Annotated in this window: 15 protein-coding genes; 14 read left to right on the top strand and 1 reads right to left on the bottom strand. The window is 55.7% G+C overall.

Annotation, left to right across the window (positions count from 1 at the left end; all coding sequences use genetic code 11):
- The first annotated feature begins 10 nt into the window (after window positions 1-10).
- The 14 genes from gltB (at window position 11) to argA (ending at window position 17,777) form a co-directional block, all read left to right on the top strand.
- Complete coding sequence (gltB, locus tag PS2015_RS00810; protein WP_058020382.1) at window positions 11-4,585, top strand: glutamate synthase large subunit; 4,575 nt, start codon at window positions 11-13, stop codon at window positions 4,583-4,585.
- 33 nt (window positions 4,586-4,618) lie between these two features.
- Window positions 4,619-6,055 (top strand): glutamate synthase subunit beta, encoded by a 1,437-nt coding sequence (locus tag PS2015_RS00805; RefSeq protein WP_058020381.1) that lies wholly within the window; start codon window positions 4,619-4,621, stop codon window positions 6,053-6,055.
- Between the two features lie 94 nt (window positions 6,056-6,149).
- Window positions 6,150-7,103 (top strand): ABC transporter ATP-binding protein, encoded by a 954-nt coding sequence (locus tag PS2015_RS00800; protein WP_058020380.1) that lies wholly within the window; start codon window positions 6,150-6,152, stop codon window positions 7,101-7,103.
- Window positions 7,100-8,692, top strand: a complete 1,593-nt coding sequence (locus tag PS2015_RS00795; RefSeq protein ID WP_058020379.1) for an ABC transporter permease — start codon at window positions 7,100-7,102, stop codon at window positions 8,690-8,692. Before PS2015_RS00800 ends, PS2015_RS00795 begins: the two co-directional genes overlap by 4 nt.
- Before the next feature lie 18 nt (window positions 8,693-8,710).
- Window positions 8,711-9,751 carry an AI-2E family transporter gene (locus tag PS2015_RS00790; RefSeq protein ID WP_058020378.1) on the top strand — a complete coding sequence of 347 codons (1,041 nt, stop codon included), beginning with the start codon at window positions 8,711-8,713 and terminating at the stop codon, window positions 9,749-9,751.
- A gap of 49 nt (window positions 9,752-9,800) precedes the next feature.
- Entirely contained in the window at window positions 9,801-10,610 is an 810-nt protein-coding gene (proC, locus tag PS2015_RS00785; RefSeq protein WP_082627882.1) for a pyrroline-5-carboxylate reductase, read from the top strand.
- A gap of 14 nt (window positions 10,611-10,624) precedes the next feature.
- Window positions 10,625-11,203, top strand: a complete 579-nt coding sequence (locus tag PS2015_RS00780; RefSeq protein WP_058020377.1) for a YggT family protein — start codon at window positions 10,625-10,627, stop codon at window positions 11,201-11,203.
- A 3-nt stretch (window positions 11,204-11,206) separates the two neighbouring features.
- Window positions 11,207-12,406: a homoserine O-succinyltransferase MetX gene (metX, locus tag PS2015_RS00775; protein WP_058020376.1), complete on the top strand. Its 1,200-nt coding sequence runs from the start codon at window positions 11,207-11,209 to the stop codon at window positions 12,404-12,406.
- Window positions 12,396-13,046: a methionine biosynthesis protein MetW gene (gene metW, locus PS2015_RS00770; protein WP_058020375.1), complete on the top strand. Its 651-nt coding sequence runs from the start codon at window positions 12,396-12,398 to the stop codon at window positions 13,044-13,046. The genes metX and metW overlap by 11 nt, the downstream gene beginning before the upstream one ends.
- On the top strand, window positions 13,043-13,684 hold the full coding sequence (gene rdgB / locus PS2015_RS00765; protein WP_058020374.1) for an RdgB/HAM1 family non-canonical purine NTP pyrophosphatase: 642 nt from the start codon (window positions 13,043-13,045) through the stop codon (window positions 13,682-13,684). The genes metW and rdgB overlap by 4 nt, the downstream gene beginning before the upstream one ends.
- Window positions 13,684-14,883 carry a radical SAM family heme chaperone HemW gene (hemW, locus tag PS2015_RS00760; protein ID WP_058020373.1) on the top strand — a complete coding sequence of 400 codons (1,200 nt, stop codon included), beginning with the start codon at window positions 13,684-13,686 and terminating at the stop codon, window positions 14,881-14,883. Before rdgB ends, hemW begins: the two co-directional genes overlap by 1 nt.
- Before the next feature lie 9 nt (window positions 14,884-14,892).
- Complete coding sequence (locus tag PS2015_RS00755) at window positions 14,893-15,243, top strand: 4a-hydroxytetrahydrobiopterin dehydratase (RefSeq protein WP_058020372.1); 351 nt, start codon at window positions 14,893-14,895, stop codon at window positions 15,241-15,243.
- A 32-nt stretch (window positions 15,244-15,275) separates the two neighbouring features.
- Window positions 15,276-16,439: an acetylornithine deacetylase gene (gene argE, locus PS2015_RS00750; RefSeq protein ID WP_058020371.1), complete on the top strand. Its 1,164-nt coding sequence runs from the start codon at window positions 15,276-15,278 to the stop codon at window positions 16,437-16,439.
- 24 nt (window positions 16,440-16,463) lie between these two features.
- The gene (gene argA, locus PS2015_RS00745) at window positions 16,464-17,777 is read left to right on the top strand and encodes an amino-acid N-acetyltransferase (protein WP_156412769.1); all 1,314 of its coding nucleotides are present in this window, start codon (window positions 16,464-16,466) and stop codon (window positions 17,775-17,777) included.
- Here the strand turns inward: argA and PS2015_RS00740 are convergent.
- Window positions 17,774-18,274: a dihydrofolate reductase gene (locus PS2015_RS00740; RefSeq protein ID WP_058023071.1), complete on the bottom strand. Its 501-nt coding sequence runs from the start codon at window positions 18,272-18,274 to the stop codon at window positions 17,774-17,776. The two genes, argA and PS2015_RS00740, sit on opposite strands and share 4 nt — an antisense overlap.
- Window positions 18,275-18,317 lie beyond the last annotated feature (43 nt).

Genomic DNA, 18,317 nt, shown 5'->3' with positions numbered 1-18,317 from the left:
TTTGCGAGTTATGACTGATCAAGCCCAATTCCCCAGCCAGATTGGCTTTCCGGACAAGACCGGACTTTACGACCCGGCCAACGAGAAAGACGCATGCGGCGTCGGCTTTGTTGCAGACATCAAGGGTCGTCCCAGTCACCAGATCATGCTGGACGCCTACCACCTGAACTCACGCATGGATCACCGCGGCGGCTGTGGCTTTGAGGCCAATACAGGCGATGGGGCCGGCATCCTGATGGCGCTACCTCACTCCTTTTTTGCAGACATCGCAAAAAAGGAGTTAGACACCACTCTCCCGGCCCACGGACACTACGCAACAGGCAACATTTTCCTCCCCCAGAACACCAAAGAACGCGAATACTGCAGAGATGCGATCAACCAGATCATTGCAGAAGAAGGTCAGGTGCTGATCGGATGGCGGGATGTGCCGGTGGATGCCGAAGGTGCCGACGTAGGCCCGGCAGCCCGGGCCGCGCAGCCAAAAATTGAGCAACTGTTTATTGGCGCTGCTGATGGCCTGGACCAGGAAGCCTTCGAGCGTAAGCTGTATATCATCCGCAAGCGCTTTACCCACAAGCTGCGCGGTGACAGCTCGCTGACTCAGGCCAAAATGGTTTATGCCTGCAGCCTGTCCACCAAGGTCATTGTTTATAAAGGGATGCTGACACCCGGCCAGCTCTTCCCCTTTTATCAGGATCTGACCAATCCGGCCTGTGAAACTCATATGGCCATGGTGCACTCACGTTTCAGCACCAATACTTTCCCGTCATGGGACCGTGCCCAGCCCAACCGCTTCATGAGCCATAACGGGGAAATCAACACCCTGCGCGGCAACGTGAACTGGATGGTAGCGCGCGAAGGCACGCTTGAAACGGATCTGTTTGGCGACAAACTGAAAGACCTGTTCCCCATTATCGACTCCGACTGCTCGGATTCCGGCTCCTTTGATTCGGTGCTGGAATTCATGCTGCTGTCCGGCCGCTCCCTGCAGGAAGCGGTCATGATGATGATTCCGGAAGCCTGGCAGTCTGACGTCAATATGTCTCAGGACAAAAAAGACTTCTACGAGTTCCACAGCGCTCTGATGGAGCCCTGGGATGGCCCGGCATCCATTGTATTCTCGGACGGGCACTATATTGGTGCGGTATTGGACCGCAACGGCCTGCGCCCCAGCCGTTATTACGTCACCCATGACGACAAAGTCATCATGGCCTCTGAAGTGGGTGTCGTGCAGGTTGATCCGGCCAACGTCAAGCTCAAGGGCAGACTGCAGCCCGGCCGCATGTTCCTGCTGGACTTCGAACAGGGCCGCCTGATACCAGACGAAGAACTCAAGCACAGCATTGCAGCCAAGCGTCCCTACGGCGAATGGCTGCAAAATCAGCGCATTACCCTGGAAATGCTGGCGGACGGCAACGAGGCCCACTCGCTGGACTCTGAAGATGTGTTGCAGCGCATGCAGGCCTTCGGTTATACCACCGAGACCATGCAGTTCATGCTGCTGCCAATGATCACCGAAGCCCGTGATCCACTGGGCTCCATGGGTAACGACTCGGCGCTGGCCTGTCTGTCTGACAAGCCACGCATGATCTACGACTACTTCAAGCAGTTGTTTGCCCAGGTGACCAACCCAGCCATCGACTCCATCCGTGAAGAAGTGGTCATGTCGCTGGAATGTTTTATCGGGCCGGAAGGCAACTTGCTGGAAACCACTGAACAGCATGCCCACCGGCTTAGCCTGAAGCACCCGATCCTGTCCAACAAGCAACTGCAGACCATCCGCGGTATGGATCACAACGGCCTGCGCAGCAAGGTGATTGATATCACCTATGATGCCCATGCTGAAAATGGCTACCTGAACGCTCTGGAGCGCATCTGCAAAGAAGCCTCACGGGCCATCGCCGAAGGTTTTGCTTTTGTTATCCTGTCGGATCGTAAAATCGACAAGAACCGCATTGCCATCAGCGCCCTGGTGGCGACCGGTGCCGTACATCACCACCTGATCCGCACGCACGAGCGCACCAAGATTGGCCTGATCGTGGAAACCGGCGAGGCCCGCGAAGTTCACCATCACTGTCTGCTGGTGGGTTACGGCGCTGACGCCATCAACCCTTACCTGGCCTTCGAGGCAATCTGGCAGGCACAACTGGATGGCTTGCTTGGCAAAGACTATCCGAACGAAAGCGACGTGGTTTACGCCTACAAAAAAGCCGTTGCCAAGGGCATGCTCAAAGTCATGGCCAAAATGGGCATCTCTACCCTGCAGTCCTACCGCGGCGCGCAGATCTTCGAAGCTGTGGGTCTGGCCGAAGAAGTGGTCAATCGCTGCTTCGTGGGCACAGCCAGCCGAGTGCAGGGTGTCAACTTTGCAACGCTGGTTGAAGAAACCGAACGTCGTCACCGCATCGGCTTCCCGGCCAACGATGAAAACCGTATCCCGGTGCTCAACAACCCGGGCGATTTCCACTGGCGAAACAATGGCGACAGCCACATGTGGGACCCGACCGCCATCTTCAATCTGCAGAATGCGGCGCGCACCAACAGCCCGGACGCCTACAAGGCCTTCGCCAAGTACACTAACGAGCAGACCACGCGTGCCTGCACCCTGCGCGGCCTGTTGAAGTTCCGCGACAACCAGCAGGCCATCCCGCTGGATGAAGTGGAACCGGCTAAAGAGATTGTTAAGCGCTTTGCGACCGGTGCCATGAGTTTTGGCTCCATTTCGCAGGAAAGCCATGAAGCACTGGCCGTTGCCATGAACCGCCTGGGCGGCAAATCCAACACCGGTGAAGGTGGCGAGGATCCCATCCGCTTCCAGCCGCTGCCCAATGGCGACTCCAAGCGCTCCGCCATCAAGCAGGTCGCGTCCGGCCGCTTTGGCGTGACCATCTGGTATCTGACTAACGCCGACGAGCTACAGATCAAGATCTCTCAGGGCGCCAAGCCCGGTGAAGGCGGTGAGCTGCCGGGCGGCAAAGTGGACGAACAGATTGCCCGCATCCGTCACTCAACGCCGGGTGTCGGCCTGATTTCACCGCCGCCACACCACGATATTTATTCCATCGAGGATATGGCGCAGCTGATCCACGACCTCAAGAATGCCAACCGCGCCGCACGCATCAGTGTGAAGCTGGTGTCTGAGATCGGTGTCGGTACGATTGCAGCCGGTGTCACCAAGGCCAAAACCGATCACCTGGTCATTGCTGGCCACGATGGCGGCACCGGTGCATCCCCGCTGACCTCTATCAAACACGCGGGTCTGCCGTGGGAGCTGGGTCTGGCGGAAACGCATCAGACCCTGGTCATGAACAACCTGCGCTCACGCGTTGTGTTGCAGACTGACGGCCAGCTTAAAACCGGCCGCGATGTGGCCATCGCCGCATTGCTGGGTGCCGAAGAATTCGGTTTTGCAACGGCACCGCTGATCACCCTGGGTTGCATCATGATGCGCAAATGCCATCTGAATACCTGTCCGGTCGGCATTGCCACCCAGGATCCGGAACTGCGCAAGAAGTTCAAGGGTCAGCCAGAGCACGTCGTCAACTACCTGTTTATGGTGGCTGAAGAGCTGCGCGAAATCATGGCCAGCCTGGGTATACGCACCATGAATGAAATGGTCGGCCGGGTTGACTTGCTGGAGAGCAACATCGCCATCAACCACTGGAAAACCAAAGGCCTGGATCTGACCAATATCCTGACCCCGGCCAAAGCGGTTTTCGCGAATACGGGCACTTACTGCTCCATGGCTCAGGATCACGGCCTGGACAAGGCCCTGGACAATCAGCTCATTGCGCTGGCCGCACCCACTCTGGAAAAAGGCGAGAAGGTCAACATCGAACTGCCGGTAATCAATATCAACCGGGTGGTTGGCACCATGCTGTCCAATGAAGTGGCTAAAAAGTTTGGTGAGCAGATGCTGCCCGATGACACCATCAACATCAAACTGAACGGCTCGGCCGGTCAGAGCCTGGGTGCATTCCTGGCCAGAGGCATCACCATTACCGTGGAAGGCGACGCCAACGACTTTGTCGGCAAGGGTCTGTCGGGCGGTAAAGTGGTGGTCTATCCGCCAAAAAACAGCACCTTCAAGGCTGAAGACAACATCATAGCCGGCAACGTCAATCTCTACGGTGCGACCGGCGGTGAAGCTTACTTCCGCGGTATCGTGGCTGAACGATTTGCTGTCCGTAACTCCGGCGCCAGCGCCGTAGTAGAAGGCATCGGCGATCACGGCTGTGAATACATGACCGGTGGCCGGGTCGTCATCCTGGGCAAAACCGGCCGTAACTTCGGCGCCGGCATGAGCGGCGGTATCGCTTATGTCTGGGACAAAGACAAAGACTTCGAAAAGCAGTGCAACATGGAGTCCTTTGAACTGGAGCCCGTCGCCGACGCAGCGGACATTGAAGAACTGAAAACGTTGATCAGCAACCATCTGCACTACACCGGCTCGACGGTGGCACAGCAGATACTGGACAACTGGGACGCTTCACTCGCACAGTTTGTGAAAGTGATGCCAACGGACTATAAGCGGGTGCTGGCCGAAATGGCAGCCAAAGCAAAAGCCCAGGCAGTGGCTGTCTGATACGTACAAAATTGCAGAATAATAGGTTTTAACATGGGTAAACCAACAGGTTTTAAAGAATTCGAGCGCGCCACGGTGCCCTACCGTGCACCGGCAGAGCGATTGCTGGACTATAAAGAAATTTACACCGACCCGGCTGAAGAACATCTTCAGACACAGGGTGCCCGCTGCATGGACTGCGGCGTACCCTTTTGTCAGTCAGACAACGGCTGCCCGGTGTACAACCTGATTCCTGAGTGGAACGATCTGATCTACAAGGGTCAGTGGCGCGACGCGCTGGATCGGCTGCACAAGACCAATAACTTTCCGGAGTTTACCGGTCGTGTGTGCCCGGCGCCCTGCGAAGGATCATGCGTACTGGGCATCAACAACCCGCCCGTCACCATCAAAAACATCGAAAACGCTATCATCGACAAAGGTTTCGAAAATGGCTGGGTACGGGCCAATCCTCCCAAATTCCGCACTGGCAAAAAGGTGGCCGTGGTCGGTTCCGGCCCGGCTGGTCTGGCTGCAGCCGCGCAGCTTAACCAGCATGGCCATGAAGTGACCGTCTACGAGCGCGCGGACCGTATTGGCGGCCTGCTGATGTACGGCATTCCGAACATGAAGCTGGAAAAGGACGTTGTTGACCGTCGAGTCAAGCTGCTGGAAGAAGAAGGCATCAAATTTGTGACGGGTGTGGATGTTGGCGGCAAAGGTGCTACTGGCCTGGATGTCAGCGAACTGCTGGGCAAAGTCGATATCCTGCTGCTCGCCACTGGCGCAACAACACCCCGTGATCTGAAGATTCCGGGCCGTGAAGGTGACGGTGTGCACTTTGCCATGGAATTCCTGACGGCCAATACCAAGAGCCTGCTGGATTCTGAATTGAAAGATGGCAATTACATCAGCGCCAAAGGCAAAAACGTCATCGTAATTGGTGGCGGAGATACCGGTACTGACTGTATCGCCACCTCGCTGCGTCATGGCTGCAAATCGCTGGTCAACTTTGAGATCATGCCCAAGCCATCTCTGGAGCGCCCGGCTGACAACCCCTGGCCTCTGTGGCCAAAGATTTATCGGGTAGACTACGGGCACGAAGAGGCAGCGCACCGTGATGGCAGCGACCCCCGCGTGTATTCCATCAGCGGTAAGGAATTTGTCCGCGATGAAAACGGCAAACTGCTTGGCATCAACACCGTTGAAGTGGACTCCAACTTCAAGGAAGTGCCGGGTACCACCAAGTTCTGGGAAGCCGATCTGATTCTGCTGTCCATGGGTTTTCTGGGGCCAGAACACTATGTCAGTGAGCCACTTAAGCTGGAGCTGGATCCACGCTCCAACTACAAGGCTGAGTACCGACAGTTCCGCACCAGCAATCCCAAAGTGTTTGCGGCCGGTGACTGTCGCCGCGGCCAGTCGCTGGTGGTGCGGGCGATTGACGAAGGTCGTTTGGTGGCAGAAGCCATTAACGAACAACTGATGGCCTGATTCTCGGCCAGAGGCCTAAACCGAAGCCGCAACCTGCAAGGGTTGCGGCTTTTTTGTTGGTAATTTGCCACAAACGCTGTGCTAAACTCCTCGTATGAGTACACCGGTTCTGACGCTGACCAATGTGTCAAAGCGCTATGGCGACTTCACCGCCGTCAATGAAATCAATCTGAGCATCCCGCAGGGTGCCGTGTATGGTTTTCTGGGTCCCAATGGGGCTGGCAAAACCACCACCATTCGTATGATACTGGACATTATCCGCCCGGACTCCGGACAGATCGAAGTACTGGGTCATTCATCGGCCATGGATGTGCGGCACCGCATCGGGTATCTGCCGGAAGAAAAAGGCCTCTACAAGAAGATGAAGGTCTGGGCCATTATCAGTTATTTCGCCACACTCAAGGGCCTGGACCGGCGCACTGCCAAACACAAGGCCTTCGAGCTGCTGGAGCGCTATGGGTTAAAAGATTTTGCCAACAACGCCGTTGAATCACTGTCCAAGGGCATGGGGCAGAAAGTGCAGGTACTGGCCTCCATTGCTCACGACCCGGAGCTGGTCATTCTGGACGAGCCGTTCTCCGGCCTGGATCCGGTGAATCAGGAAGTCCTTGAACAGTTGATTCGCGACCTGGCGGCTAATGGTCAGACCGTCATTTTCTCCACACATATCATGCAGCATGCAGAACGCCTGTGCGAACGCCTGTTGCTGATCACTCAGGGCCGCAAGGTTTTTGACGGGACGGTGGATCAGGCCCATGCCATTATTCCGCGCCGGGTTGTTCTGGAAACACGCGATGATCTGAGCAAGCTGCTGCAACTTGAGGATGTCCTGTCCATGCAGGAAACACCAGCCGCGCCAGAGGATCAGGCGCAGGGCATCCGTCAGTGGGAGCTGTATGTCCGTGAGCAGGCAGACCCGCAGAATATTCTCAAACACTGCTTTGAAAACAAGGTGTCGCTGAACCGTTTTGATTTCACACAGGCCAGCTTGCATGATGTGTTTGTGCACCTGGTCGGCAAGGAAGCACGGGAGCATAATTTCCGATGAGAGTCACCTTACTGATCGCCTGGCGCGAGTACCTGGAGAATGTCAAAACCAAAGGCTTCTGGATTGGCGTCCTGTTGGTGCCGATTGTCTTTTTTTTGATTTTCTTCATTTCCAGCCGCCTGGCCACTGCCACTCCGACTCGCTACTACCTGCTGATCGACCAGACCGGCAGCTATGCGGACGCGGTCAACTCGGCCATCCGGCGCGAGCACCAGCGCCGCGTCATGCAGGATTTCATGCGCTATTTGCAGGAGAACCGCATTGCCACCGCAGATACTCCCGCGCCCCAGGCACCCAGCAATCAGCTTAATCAATTGATTGATGATTTTGGCAATGACGAAGTCGCCGCGCTGGATGAATGGCTCAGCAATGGGGGACTGGACTTTGCGCTGCAGATGGCGCGTCCGTACCTTCGCGCGGATGCCCCCGGATTTACTGAACCGCGACAACAGTTTATTCAGGTCAACCCGCCCGCAGGCATGAATCCCGACAGTCCCGCTGGCCAGATTGTTGAGGCACTCAGACCGTATCTGAATGGTGAGTTACGCCTCGATCATGATGGTGACCGGGTCAGCCTGTTTGCGTTAATCCTGATTCCTCATGAGGTCAATCAGGATATTGTGCGCCCTGACACTTTGCAACGACTGATGATAGAAGGCGCTGGTCCGCGTGGCGTGCAGTACTGGGCGGGCAATCTTACTGACACCCGATTATCCAACGCGATTCAGACCAGCCTTAACAACGCCATTCGCCAGCAGGAATATGCTGATCGCGGCATCGATATTGAAGCTGTTCGAGATGTTCAACGTACCCGCCTGCCACTGAGCCGCCTGGATCCCGGCAAGGCCGAAGGCGAGGAAGAGGTGAGCCTGGCTGACACCTTCCGCCAGTGGGCTCCCATGGGTTTTGTCTATCTGATCTTCATCTCATTGATGCAGAGCGTACAATACCTGCTCAGCAATACCATCGAGGAAAAGTCCAACCGCATCATTGAGGTGCTGCTGGCGTCGGTCACGCCCGGCGAAATGATGATGGGCAAGTTGCTGGGCATCGGCGCCACCGGCATCACCACCATCCTGGCGTGGATTACCTCGTTTTTTGTTTTCCTGCAGCTTTATCAGACCGTCGAAACAGCGGTCATCGCTGACATTCTGGATGTGCTGCTCAGCTCCGACCTCATCCCGTTTTTTGTGTTTTATTACCTGTGCTGTTATGCCCTTTATGCTGGCATCTTTCTGGCCATCGGCAGTCTTTGCAACACACTCAAAGAAGCCCAGAGCCTGATGATGCCACTGATGATGATTCTGGTCGTACCCGTGCTGACCATGAGTTTTATCGCGCAGGATCCCAATGGCACGCTGGCCCGGGTAATGTCATGGATTCCACTGTTTACACCCTTTACCATGATGAATCGGGCCGCAGCGCAGCCCCCCATGATCGATGTCATAGGCACCACAGTTGTTCTGCTGCTGGCGGTGGTGGCCGTCATGTGGCTGTCTGGCCGGGTTTTCCGGCAAGGCATACTGCGCACCGGCCAGCCGCCAAGGGTGGTTGAATTGTGGCGCATGATACGTCGTCACCAAAGCTGATTATCTGAGGAAACGCGCATGCGTGAAACCATGGAAAAACGCGGTTTTCTGATCGTGCTGGGTGCCATCACCCTGGCCTTTCTGTTAATCCTGCTACCTTTCTGGAGCGCCATTTTCTGGGCCTGTGTCATGAGCCTGCTGTTCAACCCGGTGCAGCGTCGGCTGGTTGAAAAATTCAATGGCCGGCAATCGCTGGCGGCATTGCTAACCCTGTTGCTGGGACTGATTGTGGTGGTAATCCCTGCCATTGCAATCGTGTTTGGTTTCATCAACGAGGGCGTCCAGCTCTACCAGTCAATCGAAAATCGCGAAATCAGCCCCTCGGCTTTTATCGAACGGGTGGGTAACGCGGTGCCTTTTCTGCCGGACCTGCTGCAGCGTCTGGGCATAGATACCAGTAATCTGCGCAGCTATCTGTCTGACTCCGCCATCAGTCTGAGCCGCATGATTTCACAGGAAGCCCTGAACGTGGGACGCAACACCGTCAGCTTTACCCTGAATCTGGCGCTGATGCTGTACCTGACCTTTTTCCTGCTGCGCGATGGCGAGAGCCTGGTCAACTGGATGCGCAATGCGGTGCCAATGGATGAAGAGCGCCGCCATGTGCTGTTTACCAAGTTTGCTGAAGTATCGCGCGCCACCGTTAAAGGCAACCTGGTGGTCGCCATCGTGCAGGGTGCGCTGGGGGGCCTGATCTTCTGGCTGCTGGACCTGCAGGCACCGCTGCTGTGGGCTGTGATCATGGCCTTCCTGTCACTGGTGCCGGCCGTGGGCGCCTCTCTGGTCTGGATTCCCGTAGCGATTTATATGTATGCCACCGGCGACTGGATAAAAGCCTCCATACTGGTGGCCTATGGCGCCGTCATCATCGGCCTGGCCGACAACGTATTACGCCCGATTCTGGTGGGTCGTGACACCAAACTGCCGGATTACATGGTGTTGTTTTCGACATTGGGCGGTATCAGTCTGCTGGGCATCAACGGCTTTGTGATCGGTCCGTTGATTGCCGCGCTGTTTCTGAGCTTCTGGACTATTTTCAGCAAGGAATTCAATAGCTGATCGGTATGTTAGAATAGCGGCCTGAAAAAACGCAGCGAGAGAGAATGCTTTGAAAAACAGCCAAATCAGTTTTATCGGTGCCGGCAATATGGCCAACAGCCTGATCCGCGGCCTGATCAACAAAAACGTGCCGCCTTCACATATCGCCGCCACCGATATAGACAGCGACAAGCTGGCTGAGCTGCAGTCCGATTGCGGCATTAACACAGGTGACAGTGCGTCGGTGGCAGCGCAGGCTGATGTCATTGTACTGGCCGTCAAACCTCAGGTAATGGCGGCTGTTTGCGAACAATTGCAGCCGCTGATCGGCAAATCAGACTGTCTTATCATCTCGATCGCCGCCGGCATCCCGGTTTGCTCTCTGCAAAAATGGCTGGGTGTTGAGCGCGCTATTGTGCGTTGCATGCCCAATACGCCCTCTCTGGTTGGCGAAGGCGCCACCGGCCTGTATGCCAATGCACAGTGCAGTGACATCCAGAAACAGCTGGCGGGCGATATCATGGGAGCCGTTGGCATTGCCTGCTGGTTGCAGGCGGAATCTGATATTGATACCGTGACCGCGCTGTCCGGCAGCGGCCCGGCCTACTTCTTCCTGATGATGGAAGCCATGGAGAAGGCAGCCGTGCAAATGGGTCTGGAGCCAAATGTTGCCCGACAGCTGGCCATACAGACCGCACTGGGCGCCGGCAAACTGGCCAGTACCAGTGATGTCGCGCCAGATGAGCTGCGGCGCCGGGTCACATCACCCGGTGGCACGACCGAACAAGCCTTGCTCTCCATGGCGCGGGACGGATTTGAAACCACAGTGGCAACGGCCATGCAGGCCGCGCAAAAGCGCGCCGCAGAACTGGCAAACTAAAGAGACTAAACACCATGAATACAGTTGGCAGTATTGGCACTCTGCTGGTCAGCACCCTGGGTACAATCTATCTCATGGCCATTCTGCTGCGATTTTTACTGCAGCTGTCCCGGGCCGATTTTTACAACCCCATCACGCAGATGATTGTCCGCTTTACAGATCCCGGCGTACTCCTGTTTCGCCGGTTTATCCCGGGCATTCGCGGCATTGACCTGTCGTCGCTGGTCTACGCCATCCTGTTCCAGTGCGCGGCCATGTACGCATTGATTTTTATGTCCGGCTACAGTTTCCCCAACTTTGGGCTGATCCTCACCTGGGGTCTGGCGGGCATACTGAACTTTATCCTGAACATCTATTTCTGGGGCATGCTGATTTCCATCATCGCCAGTTTTATCGCGCCGTTCAGCGGTCATCCGGCACTGGTGCTGGTGCGCCAGCTCACTGAGCCAGTCATGGCACCCTTCCGGCGCATACTGCCAGCCATGGGCGGACTGGATCTGTCGCCCATTTTTGTTTTCCTGGCCATTCAGATCATCAGAATCACACTGGTGTTGCCGGTCGGCGCCAACCCTGCTTTTGTGCTGGGCATGTAAGACATGCCCGACACTCTGCCGGAAAATTCCGTTGGTCTGGTGACCCCGCAGCTCCATCATTTTGACGAGCCGCTGACCTTGCGCAGCGGAAAAGTGCTCAATTCATACGACCTGATGGTGGAAACCTATGGCACGCTGAACGCGCAGCGCAGCAACGCCATACTGATCTGCCATGCGCTTAGCGGTGACCACCACGCCGCCGGCTATCACAGCATGGAAGACAGAAAGCCCGGTTGGTGGGACGTGGCTATTGGTCCGGGTAAACCCATCGATACCAATCACTTCTTTGTAGTCTGCCTGAACAATCTGGGCGGCTGCGCGGGCAGCACCGGACCAGCATCCATCAATCCTGACACCAACACCTGGTATGGCCCGGACTTTCCGGTAGTAACGGTGCGTGATTGGGTCAACAGCCAGGCACGACTGGCGGATCGCCTTGGTATAGAGCAGTGGGCGGCGGTGATTGGCGGCAGTCTGGGTGGCATGCAGGTGATGCGCTGGTCTATCAGCTACCCGGAACGAGTCCGTCACGCCATCATGATGGCGGTGGCTCCCAAACTCTCTGCGCAGAATATTGCTTTTAACGAAGTGGCCCGCCAATCCATTACAGCGGATCCTGAGTTCTATGCCGGTCGTTATCGAGAACATGGCACCTTACCTAAGAAAGGGGTCATGCTGGCACGCATGGTCGGGCATATCACCTATCTATCCGACAGCGCCATGCGCGACAAATTCGGCAAGGCATCTGAACAGTTAAAGCAGGCCTCCATGAACCTGGGCCGCGACCTGCGCGCCGGCAAGCTGAGTTTTGGCTTCGACGTCGACTTTCAGGTAGAAAGCTATCTGCACTATCAGGGTGAGCGTTTTTCTGAGACATTTGACGCCAACACCTATCTGCTGATGACCAAGGCACTGGATTATTTTGATCCCAGCGTTGATTACGACGGTGATCTGAGCAAGGCGTTTGCCAACAGCAACTGCAAGTTCCTGCTGGTGTCTTTTACCACCGACTGGCGTTTTCCACCGGAGCGGACTCAGGAGATTGTCACCGCTCTGCTTAAAGCCGGCAAACAGGTCAGTTATCTGGATATCGAGGCCGACCAGGGCCATGACGCTTTTTTGTTGCCAGTGCCACGTTATATGCAGGCACTGACGACCTATCTGGACAGAGTCAAGCGTGAGGTATCCGGACATGCGGCCTGATCTTGATATTATTCAGAAATGGATTGAACCCGGCAGCCGTGTGCTCGACCTGGGCTGCGGTGATGGCAGCCTGCTGGCCTATCTGCGCGAGCATAAATCTATCCAGGGTACAGGCTTGGAAATTGATGAAACCAAAATCAACGCCTGTCTGGATAAAGGCGTAAACGTCATACAGCAAGATCTGAATAAGGGATTAACCAACTTTGAATCTCAAAGTTTTGAAACCGTATTGCTGACCCAGACGCTGCAGGCAGTTCACTACCCGGACAAACTGGTTGAGGAAATGCTGCGTATTGGCAAGAACTGTATTGTCACTTTTCCAAATTTCGGCAACTGGAAAAGTCGCGCCTATCTGGCATTCAAGGGCCGCATGCCGGTATCCGATTTCATGCCGTACGAGTGGTATGACACACCCAATATCCACTTTTGTACGGTCAAGGATTTTGATGAATTCTGCCGCTCACGCGATATTAACGTGATCACGCGAACCGTTGTCGACATCAAACATCGTGACAGCATGATCATCAGGACTTTCCCGAATCTGCTAAGTGAAATTGCCATATATCATTTCAGCAGACCGGCTAGTGACGCCAGTTCAGACTCTTTGTCCAACTCTGCCAGCAGGGAGCAGTCAGCATGAGCCTGCACCTGAAAGGCCAGCGCATCGTTTTGGCCAGCGGCAATCAGGGGAAGCTACAGGAACTTCAACAGCTGCTGGAACCACTGGGCGCCGAGCTGATCCCGCAGACTGAGCTGGGCATCAGTGACGCTGACGAAACAGGTCTCACATTTATTGAAAATGCCATACTGAAGGCCCGGCATGCCAGCGCCATCTCCGGACTGGCCGCGCTGGCTGACGACTCCGGTCTGGCTGTTGATGCGCTGGGCGGTGCACCAGGTATATATTCTGCGCGTTATGCCGCCGCCGATGTCGGGCCGGCATGGGCCAACATGACTCGCCAGACTCGCGATGCGGCCAATAATCACAAGCTGCTGCATGCCCTGCAGGACGTCACTGAAGCAGAGCGCAGCGCTGCATTTCATTGCGTGCTGGTTTATATCCGCCATGCAGACGATCCGGTGCCGATTGTCTGTCACGGTCAGTGGCAGGGTCGGATATTAACGGCCGCACATGGCGAGGGCGGCTTCGGCTACGACCCTCTGTTTTATGTGGAACAGACCCAGTGCAGTTCAGCACAGTTACTGCCGGCCCAGAAAAATGAACTCAGTCATCGTGGCCAGGCTCTTCGCATGCTCGTACAGCAGTTGACCGGCTAATGCTGACCCTGCCACCGCTGAGCCTGTACATCCATGTGCCCTGGTGCGTTCGCAAATGCCCCTACTGTGACTTCAACTCGCACGAATTCAGTTCAGGCGCCGTCGCAGACGCGAGCTTGCCAGAGCAAGAATATGTTGCGGCTTTACTTGATGATCTCAAGCATGATCTTAAGTATGTGCAGGGCAGGGAGATTATCAGTATTTTTATTGGCGGCGGAACGCCGAGCCTTTTATCTGCCAAAGCTTACGAACAATTATTTGAAGGGCTGCAGAAACACCTCAGCTTCAGTCACGATATAGAGATTACGCTGGAAGCCAATCCGGGTACAGCTGAGCGCAACAAATTCGCTGACTACCGGGCTCTGGGCATAAACAGACTGTCTCTGGGTGTGCAGTCATTCTCGGCCGATCAGTTAAAAAAGCTGGGCCGGATACATGATCCGGATGACGCCCGCCGCGCCATAGAATTTGCGCGCAAGGCCGGTTTCAGCAGACTGAATGTCGACCTGATGTATGCACTGGAACAGCAGAGCTCTGCACAGGCGCTTGACGATCTGCAGCAGGCCATTGCCTTTCAGCCCGAGCATATATCCTGGTACCAGCTGACGGTGGAGCCCAATACGGCGTTTTATAAAAATCCGCCTCAGCAGCCGGAGGAAGATGCTCTGATAGATATGCAGGATGCCGGCCTGGCGCTGCTGGCTGACCGCGGTTTTCAGCGCTACGAGGTTTCTGCCTTTGCAAGAGCCGGCGAGGCTTCCCGGCACAACGTGAACTACTGGCAGTTCGGGGACTATCTGGGCATCGGCGCCGGCGCTCACGCCAAGCTGACTCAACCGCACCGACAACGCATTCTGCGCCTGCGCAAACGTCGTCAGCCCGCGCATTATCTCCAGGCCGCACGACACAGCCTGACGCAGGCGCAAACCAACCTGGCTAACCGCTATCCGTACCTGGCAGACGCAGCTCCAGTAGAAAGCGAGCAATTGCCACTGGAATTCCTGCTTAATGCGCTGCGTCTGCGTGACGGATTCAGCCGGGAGCAGTTTGAGCAACGTACCGGGCTGCCTTTTGCTGTGTTGTCAAAGCAGGTAGAATCCCTGCAACAACAACAGCTTCTGGCCGTTGATGGCGCCAGCATCCGCACCACGGACAAAGGCTACCAGTTTCTCAACAGCGTTCTTGAAGCCTTCCTGTGAGGCCGCACAATGAACATTCCCTTGAGCGAACAGCAATGTCAGGTTTGCCTGCTCAGCAGCCGCCCCCTGTCATCTGACGACATCGCGAATATGCTGGCAGCCATTCCCCGCTGGAAGAAAGTGCAGCGAGAAGGCATAGATCACATCCAGCGCGAATTTCACTTTCGGGATTTCCGTAACGCCTTTGAGTTTGCCGAACACATTGCCGTGCTGGCGGAACAGCAGGATCATCATCCGTCCCTGCTGATTGAATGGGGGCATGTCACGGTTGCCTGGACAACACACAAAATTAACGGCCTGCACCTGAACGACTTTATCATGGCCGCAAAAACTGATTTACTGCTGACATCGTCCGGCTGAATGACGGACATGGCTTATCGCAGGAATACTCTATGACACTGTTACAGCACTTCGATGCACTGCTTAGGCTGCCCAGCATCAGCTCGACCAATAATACGCTGGATATGAGCAACATGCCGGTCATCAATTATCTGGCAGAGCAGTTTGAGGCATTGGGTTTTCAGTGTGAGATCATGCCCTGTGACAGCGCCAGCGGTCAGGCCAAAGCCAACCTGATTGCCACGCTGGGCAGCGGCCCCGGTGGTCTGGTGCTGGCCGGTCATACCGATACCGTACCCATGGACCCTGAACTTTGGTCGGTTGATCCGCTGCAAATGACAGAAAAAGACGGGCGCCTGTATGGCCTTGGCAGTACCGATATGAAAGGATTTTTTGCGCTGATCCTGGAGGCTGTGCAGAACTACGTAGACCAGCCGTTGCAGCAACCCCTGATTGTGCTGGCCACCTCAGATGAAGAAACCTCCATGTTTGGCGCACGCAAAATCGCTGAAGCCGGACGCCCCAAAGCACGTTATGCCATTATTGGCGAGCCCACCGGCATGAAACCAATCCATGCCCACAAAGGTGTAATGATGGAGTCCATTCGCCTGCAAGGTCGCAGCGGTCATTCCTCTGACCCAAGCCTGGGCATCAATGCCATGGAAGCCATGCACGATGTGATCAGTGAGCTGCTTAAATTCCGCAGTGAACTACAGGACAAATATCGCAACCCGCTGTTTGCCATCGACAAACCCACCATGAATCTGGGCTGTATTCACGGTGGCGACAACCCCAACCGTATTTGTGGTCGTTGTGAACTGGAATTTGATATCCGCCTGATGCCCGGCATGCAGATTGATGAGATGCGCAGCCTGATCCGCCAGCGCATATCACCGCTGGCGCAGCAATGGGGAGTGGGTTTTGATCTGACACCCCTGTTCCCGGGCGCCCCTGCCTTTTTGTGCCCGGCCGAAAGCGACCTGGTGAAAACTGCCGAGCGGCTCACTGGCCATAGCGCCGGTACGGTTGCCTTTGGCACCGAAGCGCCCTGGTTACAGCAGATCGGCATGGAAACGATTGTGCTTGGCCCAGGCGACATTGACCAGGCGCACCAGCCCGACGAGTACCTGTCACTGGACAGGGTGCAGCCCTGCGTTGACCTGCTGCGCCGCTTCATCGATCATTACTGCATTGGCCAACAAGCGGTCAGGGATTAAGCAACGGAAAACAACATGGACAATCTGTCGCAATATATTGAGTGGTTCAGGCATTCCTCCAGCTACATCAATGCCCACCGAAAAAAAGTGTTCGTTGTGCTGCTGACCGGCGAAACCATCGCGCATGAAAATTTCAGCAGCATCGTACATGACATCACCCTGCTGCACAGCCTGGGTGTCAAACTGGTGCTGGTGCATGGTGCCCGGCCGCAGATCAATACGGCACTGGACGGGGCAACGCTGGAGCTGCGCTATCACAAAGGTCTGCGCGTGACAGATCCTGACAGTCTGCAGGTCATCAAGCAGGTGGTCGGCAGCATGTCGATTGACATTGAGGCACAGTTTTCCATGGGACTGGCCAACTCTCCCATGCATGGGGCCGACATCAAAGTCAGCCGCGGCAATTTTATCACCGCGCGCCCGCTGGGCATTATCGACGGTGTGGATTTTTCGTTGACCGGTGTAGTGCGTAAGGTAAACGCTGCTGCTATCCAGCAGCAGCTGGACAATAACTCCATGGTATTGGTCTCCAATCTGGGTTACTCCCCGACAGGAGAAGTATTCAACCTGTCAGCTGAGGAAGTCGCCACGGAAGTCGCCATCGCCATGAAGGCCGACAAACTGGTGCTGTTCGGACCACAGCGCGGGGTGATGGATGCCGCCGGCAACCTGCTCAGCACACTCAGCCCAACCGCAGCCGAGCAGGTTCTGGGCAACATCAGCGATGACGATGAGCAAGCCAGAAATGGCGTGCGTGAAACACTGGCGGCGGCCATCAAGGCCAGCAGCAAAACAGTACACCGCTGCCACCTGATTAATTTTGCTGACAATGGCGCCCTGATTGAAGAGCTGTTCACCCGTAACGGTAACGGCACACTGATCTCCCGCGACCATTTTGAACTATTGCGTCAGGCCACCATCGAAGATGTCGGTGGTATTCTGGAACTGATCGCACCGCTGGAAGCAGCCGGCATCCTGGTGCATCGCTCTCGGGAACTTCTGGAATCTGAAATCGACTACTTCAAGGTCATTGAGCTGGAAGGCATGATCATCGCCTGTGCCGCCATTTACCCGCTGGACGAAGAGTCCGGTGAGATTGCCTGCATCGCCATTCATCGAGATTATCAGGAAAGTGGTCGGGGCGACCATCTGCTGCGCGCACTGGAAAGAGAAGCCCGACGCATGGGACTGAGCAAGGTGATTGTGCTCACCACACAAACAGCTCACTGGTTTCTGGAACGAGGATTTGAGCCATTGCCGATCAGCGAGTTGCCTATCAAGAAGCAGGAGATGTACAACTATCAGCGCAACTCCAGGGCATTCAGAAAAACGCTTTAACGCTCCAGCACCACGAAGCTGTAATCATAAGGATTGGGGCCCGATGCGGAAAAATCTTCGCGCCCCAGCTCGTGCCACTCGCTGAGCTCAAAGGTCGGGAACCAGGCATCACCCTCAACATCCGCGTGCACCTGTGTCATATAAAGTCGATCAGCGTAGGGCAATGCCATCTCATAAATCTGTGCGCCGCCCATCACGATAGCCTCATCCCCCCCATTGATCAGGCATATGTTTTCTGCCAACTCCAGCGCAGCTTCCAGAGACGGGACAACGCTGCCCCCATCCGCCTTGAATTCGGGATTTCGCGAAACCACGATATTGGTGCGGCCTGGCAGGGGGCGACCGATTGAATCCCAGGTTTTACGACCCATAATAATGGGCTTTCCCATGGTGACGTGCTTGAAATACTTCAGGTCCTCGGGCAGATGCCAGGGCAGGGCATTGTTACGGCCAATTACCCGGTTCTGCGATTGCGCCCAGATTAGCGCGACCCGCATCTCGGGTTCGTCGTAGTTGTCTTGCTCTGTATCGTTATCTGTC

Origin of the sequence: Pseudohongiella spirulinae (genome assembly GCF_001444425.1) — a bacterium.
Taxonomy (GTDB): Bacteria; Pseudomonadota; Gammaproteobacteria; order Pseudomonadales; family Pseudohongiellaceae; genus Pseudohongiella; species Pseudohongiella spirulinae.
Note: the sequence above shows the minus strand (reverse complement) of the source record. Positions and strands in the feature narration are given on the sequence as shown.

Bases quoted from the DNA above. Each gene is read 5' to 3' on its own strand.
- gltB (WP_058020382.1), top strand. From the start codon at position 11: ATGACTGATCAAGCCCAATTCCCCAGCCAGATTGGCTTTCCGGACAAG.
- PS2015_RS00805 (WP_058020381.1), top strand. From the start codon at position 4,619: ATGGGTAAACCAACAGGTTTTAAAGAATTCGAGCGCGCCACGGTGCCC.
- PS2015_RS00800 (WP_058020380.1), top strand. From the start codon at position 6,150: ATGAGTACACCGGTTCTGACGCTGACCAATGTGTCAAAGCGCTATGGC.
- PS2015_RS00795 (WP_058020379.1), top strand. From the start codon at position 7,100: ATGAGAGTCACCTTACTGATCGCCTGGCGCGAGTACCTGGAGAATGTC.
- PS2015_RS00790 (WP_058020378.1), top strand. From the start codon at position 8,711: ATGCGTGAAACCATGGAAAAACGCGGTTTTCTGATCGTGCTGGGTGCC.
- PS2015_RS00780 (WP_058020377.1), top strand. From the start codon at position 10,625: ATGAATACAGTTGGCAGTATTGGCACTCTGCTGGTCAGCACCCTGGGT.
- metX (WP_058020376.1), top strand. From the start codon at position 11,207: ATGCCCGACACTCTGCCGGAAAATTCCGTTGGTCTGGTGACCCCGCAG.
- metW (WP_058020375.1), top strand. From the start codon at position 12,396: ATGCGGCCTGATCTTGATATTATTCAGAAATGGATTGAACCCGGCAGC.
- rdgB (WP_058020374.1), top strand. From the start codon at position 13,043: ATGAGCCTGCACCTGAAAGGCCAGCGCATCGTTTTGGCCAGCGGCAAT.
- hemW (WP_058020373.1), top strand. From the start codon at position 13,684: ATGCTGACCCTGCCACCGCTGAGCCTGTACATCCATGTGCCCTGGTGC.
- PS2015_RS00755 (WP_058020372.1), top strand. From the start codon at position 14,893: ATGAACATTCCCTTGAGCGAACAGCAATGTCAGGTTTGCCTGCTCAGC.
- argE (WP_058020371.1), top strand. From the start codon at position 15,276: ATGACACTGTTACAGCACTTCGATGCACTGCTTAGGCTGCCCAGCATC.
- PS2015_RS00740 (WP_058023071.1), bottom strand. From the start codon at position 18,274: ATGCGGGTCGCGCTAATCTGGGCGCAATCGCAGAACCGGGTAATTGGC.